The 12359-nt window shown below is 62.9% G+C and carries 13 protein-coding genes; 4 read left to right on the top strand and 9 right to left on the bottom strand.

Annotation, left to right across the window (positions count from 1 at the left end; translation table 11 throughout):
- Both BMW72_RS17455 and BMW72_RS17450 read left to right on the top strand, forming a co-directional pair.
- A partial coding sequence (locus BMW72_RS17455; RefSeq protein ID WP_092112839.1) for a cupin domain-containing protein occupies positions 1-379 on the top strand: 379 nt, incomplete at its 5' end.
- A gap of 289 nt (positions 380-668) precedes the next feature.
- Positions 669-2069: an NAD(P)-binding domain-containing protein gene (locus BMW72_RS17450; protein WP_092112837.1), complete on the top strand. Its 1401-nt coding sequence runs from the start codon at positions 669-671 to the stop codon at positions 2067-2069.
- A gap of 161 nt (positions 2070-2230) precedes the next feature.
- Here the strand turns inward: BMW72_RS17450 and BMW72_RS17445 are convergent, their stop codons facing one another.
- The 7 genes from BMW72_RS17445 to hxlB all read right to left on the bottom strand — a co-directional run bounded on the left by BMW72_RS17445 (position 2231) and on the right by hxlB (position 8288).
- The gene (locus tag BMW72_RS17445) at positions 2231-2851 is read right to left on the bottom strand and encodes an MBL fold metallo-hydrolase (RefSeq protein ID WP_092112835.1); all 621 of its coding nucleotides are present in this window, start codon (positions 2849-2851) and stop codon (positions 2231-2233) included.
- Positions 2851-3936: an S-(hydroxymethyl)mycothiol dehydrogenase gene (locus BMW72_RS17440; RefSeq protein ID WP_092112833.1), complete on the bottom strand. Its 1086-nt coding sequence runs from the start codon at positions 3934-3936 to the stop codon at positions 2851-2853. The genes BMW72_RS17445 and BMW72_RS17440 overlap by 1 nt, the downstream gene beginning before the upstream one ends.
- 97 nt (positions 3937-4033) lie before the next feature.
- On the bottom strand, positions 4034-5017 hold the full coding sequence (locus tag BMW72_RS17435) for a glucose-6-phosphate dehydrogenase assembly protein OpcA (RefSeq protein ID WP_092112831.1): 984 nt from the start codon (positions 5015-5017) through the stop codon (positions 4034-4036).
- A complete protein-coding gene (gene zwf, locus BMW72_RS17430; RefSeq protein ID WP_092112828.1) occupies positions 5014-6570 on the bottom strand; it encodes a glucose-6-phosphate dehydrogenase in 1557 nt (518 codons plus the stop codon). The genes BMW72_RS17435 and zwf overlap by 4 nt, the downstream gene beginning before the upstream one ends.
- 46 nt (positions 6571-6616) lie before the next feature.
- Positions 6617-6826 (bottom strand): hypothetical protein, encoded by a 210-nt coding sequence (locus BMW72_RS17425; RefSeq protein WP_092112826.1) that lies wholly within the window; start codon positions 6824-6826, stop codon positions 6617-6619.
- A 158-nt stretch (positions 6827-6984) separates the two neighbouring features.
- Positions 6985-7632: a 3-hexulose-6-phosphate synthase gene (gene hxlA / locus BMW72_RS17420; RefSeq protein ID WP_092112824.1), complete on the bottom strand. Its 648-nt coding sequence runs from the start codon at positions 7630-7632 to the stop codon at positions 6985-6987.
- Positions 7633-7688: 56 nt separating this feature from the next.
- Complete coding sequence (gene hxlB, locus BMW72_RS17415) at positions 7689-8288, bottom strand: 6-phospho-3-hexuloisomerase (RefSeq protein ID WP_092112822.1); 600 nt, start codon at positions 8286-8288, stop codon at positions 7689-7691.
- Between the two features lie 285 nt (positions 8289-8573).
- On the opposite strand from hxlB, the gene BMW72_RS17410 reads away from it, so the two are divergent.
- Both BMW72_RS17410 and BMW72_RS17405 read left to right on the top strand, forming a co-directional pair.
- Positions 8574-9329, top strand: a complete 756-nt coding sequence (locus tag BMW72_RS17410) for a FadR/GntR family transcriptional regulator (RefSeq protein ID WP_241983857.1) — start codon at positions 8574-8576, stop codon at positions 9327-9329.
- Positions 9326-10048: a cache domain-containing protein gene (locus BMW72_RS17405; protein ID WP_092112818.1), complete on the top strand. Its 723-nt coding sequence runs from the start codon at positions 9326-9328 to the stop codon at positions 10046-10048. The genes BMW72_RS17410 and BMW72_RS17405 overlap by 4 nt, the downstream gene beginning before the upstream one ends.
- Positions 10049-10148: 100 nt before the next feature.
- Here BMW72_RS17405 and BMW72_RS17400 read toward each other — a convergent pair whose 3' ends face one another.
- Positions 10149-11813, bottom strand: a complete 1665-nt coding sequence (locus BMW72_RS17400) for an APC family permease (protein WP_092112798.1) — start codon at positions 11811-11813, stop codon at positions 10149-10151.
- The coding region (locus BMW72_RS17395) for a copper amine oxidase (protein ID WP_482764170.1) at positions 11810-12359 on the bottom strand (550 nt) is incomplete at its 5' end. The genes BMW72_RS17395 and BMW72_RS17400, both read right to left, overlap by 4 nt.

The following is a 12359-nucleotide window of genomic DNA, read 5'->3' as shown; positions in this document are numbered from 1 at the left end:
CATGGAAACCGTATTGGGCACCCTCACCAAGGCCGGCGCCATCTACAAAGTCGAAGGCGGCTACCTCGACCTTCCGCCGATGAACGAACCCGGCTGCGACGCCGCCATCGGCGACTCCCTCTCCAACCCCGAAGGCTCGGTCATGAGCGCCGGATTCTTCGAACTCAAGGCCTCCGCACCCCTCGTCTACACCTACACCTACGACGAGATGAAGGTCGTCATCACGGGCGAATTCATCCTCACCGACCAGACCACCGGCGAAGTCACCCACGCCACCGAACGCGACGTACTCTTCTTCCCCAAGGGCACCACCGTCAAGTTCGAAACCCCCGACTACGCCCTCGGATTCTTCGCCGGCGACCGCACCTTCGCACCCTAAACCCGCCGCGCGGAGCATCCGCCCTGTCACAGCCACGGATGCGATTCACGTGCTTGATTCACCCCTTGGCGCCCGTGCCCAGCACCGCTGACCCATTCTGCGGTCGGCAGTGCTGGGACTGACGCCTCGGCCATCCGCTGGTCGAACCCGCGCCCTGGCTCAGACACAGACACAGAACACAGCACCACCCGCTACCGCAGTGCGGCATCACGAGGTCGCTTGCGTCATACGTAGCGCCACTCAGGCGTCGCACCAGCGACCCAGCTATCCATTGGATTAGGAGAACAGCATGACACTGCGAGTTGGAATCATTGGTGCGGGCCCCAGCGGGATGGCACAACTGCGAGCATTCGAATCGGCCCGCCAGAAGGGCGCCGAAATTCCCGAGATCACCTGCTTCGAGAAGCAGGACGACTGGGGCGGACAGTGGAACAGCAGTTGGCGCATCGGCCTGGACGCCCATGGCGAGCCGGTGCACACGAGCATGTACCGCCACCTGTGGTCCAACGGGCCCAAGGAGTGCCTGGAGTTCTCGGATTACTCCTTTGACGAGCACTTCGGCCGCGCCATCTCGTCCTTTCCCTCTCGCGAGGTTCTGTTCGACTACATCAAGGGCCGCGTCGAGAAGTCCGACGTGCGCAAGTACGTTCGCTTCAACACCGTCGCCCGCCACACCACCTACAACGAGGAGACGCAGGAGTTCACCCTCACGGTTGAGGACCTCAAGACCAACCTCACCGAGACCCACGTGTTCGACAAGCTCGTCGTGTCGACCGGCCACTTCTCGGTACCGTCGGTTCCCGAGTTCACGGGCATCAAGTCCTTCCCCGGCGAAGTGCTGCACGCCCACGACTTTCGCGGGGCCGAGCGCTTCTACGGCAAGAAACTGCTCATGATCGGCAGCAGCTATTCCGCTGAGGACATCGGCATGCAGGCCCACAAGATGGGTGCCGCATCGATCACGTTCAGCTACCGTTCGACGCCGATGGGCTACGAGTGGCCGGAAAACTGTGTGGAGCGCCCGCTCGCCACTCACTTTGACGGCCGCACCGCGTATTTCAGTGACGGCACCCACGATGACTTCGACGCCGTCGTCCTCTGCACCGGGTACCAGCACAAGTACCCTTTTCTGCCGAGCGAGCTGTCGCTGAAGTCGGCGAACGTGCTGTATCCGGCCAACCTATATAAAGGAGTGGTGTGGCAGCAGAACACCAACCTGTTCTACCTGGGCGCGCAGGACCAGTACTACACGTTCAACATGTTCGACGCGCAGGCGTGGTACGCCCGCGACGTCATGACCGGAGTGATCGCCCTGCCGTCAATCGCGGAGCGCGAGGCGAACATCCAGCTCTGGATTGAACGCCTGGCCGCGCTACCCGACCACAACGCTGAGGCCGACTTTCAGACGGACTACCTGCGGGAGCTCATTGCCGCCACGGACTACCCGCCCTTCGACCTTGACGCTGTGTCCCAGTTGTTCAAGGACTGGATGCACCACAAGGAAACAGACATCCTGGGCTACCGGGACATGCTGCATCGATCCGTTGTCACCGGCACCATGGCCGTCAAGCACCACACCCGCTGGCTTAACGCCATGGATGACTCCATGGCCCGGTATTTGAACGGCCCGTCCCAGGAAGTGGACACGAGTACGGCTGACGTTGTCGACGACATCCTGGCCGTTAGATAGCTTTCAACACTCCCCCACCGACCAATGGCCGTACTCACACGATGAGTACGGCCATTGGTCGGTGCGGGCAGCGGATGCCGCGAGCGCGCGTTCTGCCCGGCCCGGCCGCGGTGCAGGTGCAGGTGCAGGTGCAGGTGCAGGTGCAGGTGCAGGTGCAGGTGCTACTGAGAAATCTTCGCGAGCGTTTCTCGTTCCGCCGCGATGGTGGTGTTGTCGCCGTGGCCGGTGCGCACCACCGTGTCGGCTGGCAGGGTCAACAGGCGTTCGCGAATCGAGGCCAGGATGGTGGGGTAATCGCTGTAGGACCGCCCCGTTGCACCCGGGCCGCCGTGGAACAGCGTGTCCCCGGTGAAGACCGTCTTTTCACTCTCGAGATAGAAGCAGGTTGAGCCCGGCGAGTGTCCCGGCGTGTGGATAGCACGCAGCGTGGCCCCACCGACCTCGAACAGGTCGCCGTCGACGTGCTGCCGGTCAGGCTGTATGTCGGGGTACACCTGATCCCAGAGAATCAGGTCCTCTGAGTTCAGGTAGATGGCGGCGCCCACCGCCTGCGCGACTTGCCGCGCCGCGCCGATGTGGTCGTTGTGTGCGTGGGTGAGCAAAATGGCGAGCACTTTGCGGCCCCGCACCTGGTGAATGATCGCCGCAGCATCGTGCGGGGAGTCGATGATCACGCATTCCTCGTCGTTGCCGACGATCCAGACGTTGTTGTCGACCTCCCACGTGCCGCCGTCGAGCGAAAAAGTTCCCGAGGTGACCAGGTTTTCAATCGTGACGGCCATTAGAGTTCCACGACCGAACGGAGGACCGTGCCCTCGTGCATCTTCACGAAGGCGTCTTCCACCTGGTCGATCGTGATGCGCTCGGAGACGAAGGCGTCGAGGTTGAGATTGCCCTGCTTGTAGTGTGCAACGAGCATGGGAAAGTCACGGGAGGGCAGGCAGTCGCCGTACCACGAGGATTTCAGGGAACCACCGCGGCCGAAGACGTCCAGCAGCGGCAATTCGATCTTCATGTCCGGTGCGGGAACACCCACCAGAACCACCCGGCCGGCCAGGTCACGGGCGTAAAACGCCTGCCGATACGTTTCGGGGCGACCGACAGCGTCGATCACGACATCCGCTCCGTTGCCGTTGGTCAGGGCGCGAATCGCGTCGACGGCGTCGTGCTCCGTCGAGTTGACCCCGTGGGTGGCGCCGAGTGACTTTGCCATCGCGATCTTGTTGTCGTCGATGTCGACCGCGATGATGGTCGTGGCGCCGGCGAGCTTCGCGCCGGCAATCGCGGCGATTCCCACGCCGCCGCAGCCGATCACGGCAACGGACTCGCCCGGCTTCACCTCACCGGTGTTGATCGCGGCGCCGATGCCGGCCATCACGCCGCAGCCGAGCAATCCGACAGCGGCGGCATCCGCTTCGGGATCGACTTTGGTGCACTGACCGGCCGCTACCAGGGTCTTCTCGGCAAAGGCACCGATCCCGAGCGCGGGCGATAGCTCGGTTCCGTCCTCGAGCGTCATTTTCTGCGTTGCGGTGTGAGTGTTGAAGCAGTACTGCGGCTGGCCCTTGGCGCAGGCGCGGCACTGCCCGCAGACGGCGCGCCAGTTGAGAATGACCCGGTCGCCCGGTGCCACCTGGGTGACGTCGGGGCCCACGGCATAGACCACACCGGTGGCCTCATGGCCGAGCAGGTACGGGAAGTCATCACCAATGCCGCCCTGTTTGTAGTGCAGGTCGGTGTGGCAGACACCGCAGGTGATGATGTCCACCAGCGCCTCACCGGGGCCGGGGTCCGGCACCAGGATGGTCACCAGGGACACCGGGGCGTTCTTTTCCCTGGCGATGACTGCTCGTACTCTATGGACCATGTTTTGGGGTTCCTTCCTAGAATCCGGTGAGTGGGGGCACCAGCGCCAATCTAGCTGACGCGTTGGTGTTCCCCCGTCATCGGCCCTGGCGGTTCCGCTATACGGCGATCAGTGCGGAACGGTCGTGTTCCTTTTGTCTGTCGGTCGACCTGATTTGGCTTGCCTGATACACCGTGGAGGTGCCCAGGCTGCGAACCGTTTCGCCGAAGACTTCGTCGGGATCCAGGCGCCGCAGTTCCTCGGCCAGGCACAGCCGCAGGGTGCGGCGCGGCAGCGAGATCCGCTGCGCGGGCTGTCCGGGTTGGGTGAGTTCAGCCACCGTCTGCCCGGGCCGAGTCAGTAGAACATCTCCGGTAGCCCGGCTGAGCCGCACGCTGCGCATGCCCATTCCGGGCCGCGCGGCCACCAGCGTGACCGGAACCTTCAGGGCCCGCTCGAGCCAGGCCGCGAGCAGCAGGGTACTGGGGGAATCGGGAGCGCCTGCCACGGTGACGGCCGTGACGGGAGAGGAATCGACCTGGTCCAGCACGGCGGCCAGCTGGATCCGCCAGGTGGTGAGGCGGGTCCAGGCCAGGTCGGTGTCCCCGGCCCGGTAGGTCATCCGGATGTTTTCCAGCGCCTGCTGTGGATCTTTTTCGTTGGCTGAGTCGGTGATCCGGCGGTGCGCCATCCGTCCGATGGACGTCGCCCCTGCATTCCGGGGCGCGCCGTATGGCCACCAGGCCACAATGGGTGCGTCCGGAAGGAGGAGAGCAGACACCAAGGATTCGTTTTCTCCGGAGAGTTCACCCGAGCCACGGAGCACGATCACTTCGGACGCGCCGGCGTCGCCGCCCACGCGGATCTGGGCGTCGAGACGGGTGGGTGCCGAGGCGCCGGCATCCGCTAAAACGATGATCCGGCAGGGGTGTTCCCGGCTGGCGTCGTTGGCCGCTTCGATCGCCTCTTCTTCAAAGCCGGACCTGGTCACGACGACCAGGGTGAGCACTCGTCCCAGTGCGATCACCCCGCCTTGCTCGCGCAGGGACATGAGCCTCTTGGAAATCTTGGAGGATGTGGTGTCAGGAAGATCTACGATCATGGCCTTCTCCAGGTTCGTCCGTCGCGGGCAAGCATTGCATCGGCTGAGGCGGGCCCCCAGCTTCCGGGGGCATAGGCCTCTGGCTGTTCGCCCAGGCTGGCCCAGTACTTTTCAAAAGGATCCAGAATGTTCCAGGAGTGTTCAACTTCCTGGTGCCGCGGGAACAGCGGTGGTTCGCCCAGCAGCACATCCAGGATGAGTCGCTCGTAGGCTTCGGGGCTGGACTCGGTGAACGAGTGCCCATAGCCGAAGTCCATGGTCACGTCGCGCACTTCCATCTGCGTTCCCGGAACCTTCGAACCGAACCGGATGGTGGCACCCTCATCGGGCTGGACTCGGATCACCACGGCGTTCTGGCAGAAGTCATCTTCACCGTGATCGCCAAACAGCAGGTTGGGGGCGCGTTTGAAGACGACGGCGATTTCCGTGACGCGGCGTCCCAGCCGCTTTCCGGCACGCAGGTAGAACGGCACGCCGGCCCACCGGCGGGTATGAATATCAACCCGCACGGCGGCGTAGGTTTCCGTCGTCGACCCGGCCGGGATGCCGTCTTCTTCGAGGTAGCCGACCACCTTTTCACCGCCCTGCCAGCCACCGGCGAACTGCCCACGCGCCGAGTGGGTGGACAGGTCGGCCGGAAGTTTCACCGCGGCCAGCACCTTTTCTTTCTCCGCGCGCAGGTCATCGGCGTTGAAGGAGATGGGTTCCTCCATTGCGGTCAGGGCCAGCAGCTGCAGCAGGTGATTCTGGATGACATCGCGTGCCGCTCCGACACCGTCGTAATACCCGGCCCGGCCGCCGGTGCCGATGTCCTCGGCCATGGTGATCTGCACGTGGTCCACATAGTTGGCGTTCCACAGCGGTTCGAACAGCTGGTTCGCGAAACGCAGCGCCAGGATGTTCTGTACCGTTTCTTTTCCCAGGTAGTGGTCGATGCGAAACACCGCGTTCGGCGGGAAGACGGACTCCACAATGTCATTGAGCCGACGGGCCGACTCCAGGTTGTGCCCGAACGGCTTCTCGATGACCACGCGCCGCCACTGGTTCTTTTTGGCCTGTGCCAGGCCATGCTTGGACAGCTGACGGCAGACCTGCTCGAATGCCTTCGGAGGGATGGACAGGTAGAACGCATGATTGCCCTGCGTTCCACGCTGTTCATCGAGTTCACCGATGGTCGTACCCAGCCGTTTGAACGCCTCATCGTCGTCGAACTCGCCCTGCACAAAGCGGATGCCTTCAGCGAATTGGTTCCACACCGTCTCGTCGAACGGGGTGCGGGCATACGCTTTGACGGTGTGCTTGACCTCGGCGGCGAACTCACTGTGACTCCAGTCGCGGCGGCCGAACCCCACCAGCGCGAAACTCGGCGGCAGGAGTCCCCGGTTCGCGAGGTCGTACATGGCGGGCATCAGCTTCTTGCGGGCGAGGTCCCCGGTGACGCCGAAGAGAACCAGGGACGATGGACCGGCCACCCGGGACAGACGACGGTCGCGGGGGTCCCGGAGTGGATTCGATCCGGTCCGCACATTCGTTTCAACGCGGGTTGCAGACATGGTTGCTTCTAACTGTCGACATGGCAATATGGTCCGCGACCGACGGTCACGAAAGTATTTGCTCGCGGGTCTCCCCGAAGGGGACGGTATCGCTGAGCGTGAGCGTGTAGCGAAAGAAGTCGTGGCGGGTGACCAGGATGCCGGCACAGTGTTGCGGTATTTGGCGGAGCATGGCTTCGGCCTGGTCGAGCATCTCGTCGAGTCGGCCGGGGGTGGCAACGAAGACTTCCAGATTCTCGGTGGTCTGGGTGTGCATGATGAACAGCTTCCTGCCCCGCAGTGAGGGACTCGACGATGTCAACCCCTCATCCTTGAGGGCGTGCTGTGTGCTGGATTGTTGGGCGTGGGTGGTGATTCTCGTACTGCCCGCGGTGAAGTTTCTCCGCGGGCAGTACGAGCGTTATCGGGGCCGGATCAGTTGCGCTGGAGTTCGAGGGCGCCGATGATGGCGTCGCGGAGGTCCTTGGCTGCCTGTGCCGGGTCAGCCGCGCTGTAGATGGAGCCACCGACGACGGCGACCTCGGCGCCAGCACGCTGGACCGCTTCGATGGTGCGAAGGTTCACTCCGCCAGCAACCGAGAATGGCACGCGGGCTTCCTCGCCGGCGCGGAGCAGACCGGTCAGGTCGTAGCCAGGCTTGGCCTGCTCGTCGAGGCCAGCGTGCATCTCGACGAACTTAGCGCCGAGGGTACGGGCTTCCTTGGCGCGGGTGACCTTGTCTTCGACGCCGATGAGGTCGACGACGATGCCCTTGTTGTGAGCTTTGGCGGCCTTGACGGCGCCGGCAATGGTGGAGTCATCGGCAGTGCCGAGCACGGAAACCAGGTCAGCGCCGGCCTTGAAAGCGATATCGGCTTCGAGCTCGCCGGCGTCCATGGTCTTCATGTCAGCAAAGACGAGCTTGTCCGGGTGAGCGTTCTTGACGGCCGTGACGACGGCAAGGCCGGCGGCCTTGATCAGCGGGGTGCCGAGCTCAATGATGTCGACGTACTCGGCAACTTGGCCGGCCAGGGTGAGAGCGTCTTCGATGGTGAGCAGGTCCATTGCAACTTGGAGCTTCATGATGATGTCTACTTTCTATTGGGATTTGCGGTGGGGTGGGAAATTTGGGGCCTCGACTATTCGAGGTTGGCGTGCCTCAGCCAGAGCTGCTCGGCCGGTTCATCGACGTTGTCCCAGAGGGACTGGAAGACGGCCTCGGTGGCGAGGAAAAGTACCTGTTCGAACAGGGATCCGGAGTACTGGCGGGACACACTGGAGCCGTGGTCGGTCTTCTGAGCGGCGGGAATGATCACCAGGGCGTCAGCGAGTGCTGCGAGCGGTGAGTTTGCGTTGGTCGTGAACGCGGCAATTCGCGCTCCGGCCTTCGCCGCTGTTTCGGCCGACTTGACCACGCCCGAGGTCGTTCCCGATCCGGAGGCCACCAAGAGCAGGTCGCCGGCCCGGATGGCTGGAGTGGTGGTGTCCCCGGCGATGTGCACGGTGAGACCCAGGTGCATCAGCCGCATGCCGGCCATGCGCAAAACCAGACCGCTTCGACCGGCACCGGCGATGAACACCGAGCCGGGCTGGCTGAGCAGGCCGGCCAGGTCGGCAACCTGCCGTGCGTCGATTTTCGCCGCTGTGTTCGCGATCTCGTCCCTGACGAGAGACAGGTTGCGCGCAATGTCATCTGCGGTGCTGTAGCCGGTCCGTGTTGCATTTGCTGTCGGATTCACGATATGTCCCCTTCTATTCGGTCACTCGGCCGGGAGTGGCCGCACTGCCTTTCTGGTGTTACTCATATTCGCGAAGCAAGCGGGCGGGGGTAACACTGTTTTCTGACGGTTCTGCCTACACCTTGGGATGGGCCCATTTCGCCGCGAGGGCACCTAGGCCGAAATACCACGGCGCTGAAGGTTTTATTGAATAGACTCTGGAGAGGATCACGGCCCCGCTGCATTGGTGGGGCTGCTGAGTATGACCCCACCCGGAGCCCAGTCTCGGAGCGCAGACCTTTGGCCGTGCCGACCCCCTTTCAGTCGCAGATCTATCGATCCCTGCCGGAAATCGAGCGGGCCGATGCGATTGTCGACCGGATCACCAAGGCGATCACCCTCGGGCTGCTCAAGGTCGGCGAACGCCTTCCGCCCGAGGCTGCGCTCTCCGAAATGTTCGGGGTGGGCGGCGCAACCCTCCGGGAGGCTTTGGCGGAGCTGCGCGAGCAAGGTGTCGTCGAGACCCGCCGCGGCCGCAGCGGCGGAACCTTCGTGGTCACTCAGCCACGCACCCAGACCGACACCATTCGGGACTGGTTTCTCGCGACATCCATTTCGGAAATTCGCGACATCGGCGATGAGCATGCTGCAGTGGCCGCCGCGATCATCCGTTTGGCCTGTGAGCGGGCGGAAGCACACGACGTGGCCCGTCTTCAGGAACTGGCCCGCGCGTTGGTGTTGGCCACCAGCCCGGAAGGGCGGGCGGTGGCTGACAGCCGTTTTCACATTGAGTTAGCGGTCTCTGCACAATCACCGCGGCTGGCGAACGCCGAGATGCGGCTGCAGGAGGAAACAGTGCAGCAGCTGTGGACACCCCTCGCCGTGACATTCGACCCCGAGCCGGCCACGGCTGAACACCTGGAACTCGTTCGGGCCGTGGCCCAGGACCAACCCGTTAAGGCCGGAAACCTGGTGCTCGACCACATCAGGCGAAACATCTTTCACCTGATAGACACGAAGCTCACCCTCGGTTACGCCCGATCGAACCAGGACACCCCATGACCACTGACCCGCGACTCGTGCAGGCTGTCGACGCGCTGACCGGCTGGTTCAGCGCCGTCTCGGTCGAGGTCAGCGACCTCTCAGGCGGCGTCACCGCGCTGCTCGAACACAATCTTGGCGGCAAGGCCAAAGTCGACAAGGCCGCCCTGGTCGGAGTCGATGACCTCGCGGCGGAGTTTCTGACCCGAAACTCCTTTGCTGTCGGCGCCGGAACTTTCTTCGCCACGGGATCGGTGAATGAGCGCAGTCGGCCCGTGGAGTGGTGGATCCGCAAGCCATCCGGCGCCATCGGTCGGCTCAAGTTCGATCTGACCCCCGGCAGTCATCGCTACTACGACTATGAAAAACTACCGTTCTTCTCCACCGCCGTCTCCACGGGTAAGCAGACGCTCTGGGGACCATACATCGACTACCTCGGCTTCGAGGAATATATTCTCACCGTCTCAGCCCCGTTCTGGGTGCGCGCACACTTTATGGGGGTGGTGGGCTGCGACATCCGTCTCCGGGACTTGGAACCGCTCATCATGCCCCATCTGCGGCTCATTCACGGTGACGCCGCCCTCATTAACGCCAGCAACCGCGTCATTCTCGGTAACTCCGGCCGATACCTGGTCGGTGAGCGGGTGAAGTCGGAAACGCCCCACCAACCTCGACTGGCACTGGATGTGCCCTACCTCGGGCTCTCGCTCATCTACACCGCCCGGCCCGCGGCCTCCTGAAGAAGGCCGGCACGCTCAAAGCCCCGCCGGCATGCACCGGCGGGGCTTTTCGCTCCCGGGCATCGTCAAACGGTGCGCCGGGCGAAGCGAAGGCTGGTTGCTACTTCTCGAGCTCTTCCATGTCTTTCAAATCCTTCAGGTCTTGCAGGTCCTGAAGGTCCTGAAGTTCTTGTTGATCCTCAAGGTCCTCTAAATCGTGCTCGAGTTCATGTTCGAGTGCGAGTTCGAGTGCGACTTCGCGCTCGAGGTCGAGGTCGATGCGATCATCCAGGGCAAGCGCGGCGTGGCCGATGGCTGCGTATCTCACTGGATTGGTCTTGCGCAGGTACAGTGCCTGACCTGCTCCCGCGAGGAAGAGCACAGCGGAGATGTACGGGATGAGTTTGAACAGCAGGGACGACGCTGCTGGTCCAGCAGCTGTGTCGAGGTTCATGGCCATCATGAGGACGACACCCAGCATGCCCACGCCTCCTATTATGGGAGCAATTTTGGTGCGCCATACCTTTTCTTCCGGGTGGTTCTTACGGAAGTAGTTGAACACAGCGGCCATCGTGATGGTCTGCACGATCAGCAGCGAGAACGTTCCGAGCACAGCCAGAAGAACGAAGACATCCAGGTATGGGTCCTTCTGGAAGAACCAGAACCCGAGGATCCACACAATTGCAGCGCCGGTCTGAATGTACGAGGCGATGTACGGGGACCCGTGCTTCCTGTGGGTCTTGCCGAGTACGACGGGCAACACTCCTTCCCGTCCCAGCGAATACAGGTACCGGGAAGCGGCGTTGTGGAAGGCCATGGCGCAAGCGAAGGATCCGGTCATCATCAGCCACTGCATGACCAGGACCCAGCCGTGGCCGACGAACACATCGGTGGGGTGGAAGAACATGTCCAGGGGGTTGGCGCTTTGAGCCAGGGCAATAGAACCTTCCGCACCATTCCCGGCGACGGTCATCCAGGAGACGAAGATGTAGAAGATGCCGACGCCCGTGACCGCGATCAGCGTGGCGATCGGGATGATCTTCCTTGGGTTCTTTGACTCTTCCCCGTACATCACGGTCGATTCGAATCCGGTCCAGGACCAGAATGCGATGAACATGGCCAGTCCCGGCGCTGCAAGTGCCAGACCGTTGGGTTGGAAGGCGTTAATCGGGTTCAGCGTCTCCGGCATGAGCCCGTCGGGCCCCCCGCCATTGAACAGCACCCCGAAGGCCATGACGGCCAGGATCGCGATCTCAGTGGCGAGCAGTACGGCCAGGATTTTTGCGGCGAGGCTGATCTCAAAGTAGGTCAGTGCGGCGATAAGCAGGAGTCCACCGACAGCAAAAACCACCCAAGAGATATCTATCCCGAGCTGGTCCAGGAAGGCCAAATGACCGAAGTACGCGAAAATTCCGATGATGCTGGCCTCGAAGACCATGTAGCCGAAGGTGACCATATAGCCAGTGCCGAGGCCGACCACGCGTCCCAAACCTCGGGAAATGAATCCATAGAAGGCGGCCGTTGACGTCACATAGCGCGCCATCGTGACATAGGCGACGGCAAAGACCGAGAGGATCACCGTTGCCCAGATATAGGTTGCCGGGACTCCGGTTCCCACACCATAGCCGACCGCAAACGGCACGTTTCCGCTCATCACCGTAATCGGTGCGGACGTCGCGACGGCCATGAAAACGACATCCCACAGGCCCAGGCTGTTGGCTTTCAGCTTTCCCGGCTGGGAGGGGCTGGAACCTTTTGCCTTTCGCGTGGTGCCGAGCCGGCTCATCGCTCGTCCTGGCTGCAGCATGCTCCGGTGTCGTTGGTGGTGATGGCTATCTCGGACTCGGGGAGGTTGAGGGTGGGGTTTTCGTCGAAGAAGCCGTGGGGTTCGATCATGAAGCCGATGTTTTGGCGGGGCATGACGGGCCAGTCTTCGAGGCGCACGACGTGGTGCATTCCGAAGGTGTACCAGACGACGAGATCCTGGTCGACGATGTTCCGGTCGGCGAGGGTCCACGTGGGCAGGCCATCGCCGCCGGTGCTCTGGTTCGGGAACTCGCCAGCCGGAAAACGCTCGGCCCGGTCGTACGCGGTCACCCACAGGTTGTTGCGAGCAAACTGAGCGCGCTGACTCACGTGGGAACGCTCGTCGGCGGCCAGGGTGATCGCATTCGTGGGGATGAGGCGGTAGGCCACCGGCTCGTTGACCAGGTTCTTGCTGTCGCGGTTGGCGACCTTCCAGAAGCGGTGCTTGGAGCTGTCGGCCTTGCGGATTGCCGCCTGCTCGGTTTCGAGCAGTCGATCAACCGCACGGAACGCGGTGAGGGTGGGG

The organism is Cryobacterium luteum, assembly GCF_900110125.1.
GTDB classification, from domain to species: Bacteria; Actinomycetota; Actinomycetes; order Actinomycetales; family Microbacteriaceae; genus Cryobacterium; species Cryobacterium luteum.
The sequence above is the reverse complement of the archived record's forward strand: the minus strand, read 5'-3'. Positions and strand labels throughout refer to the sequence as shown.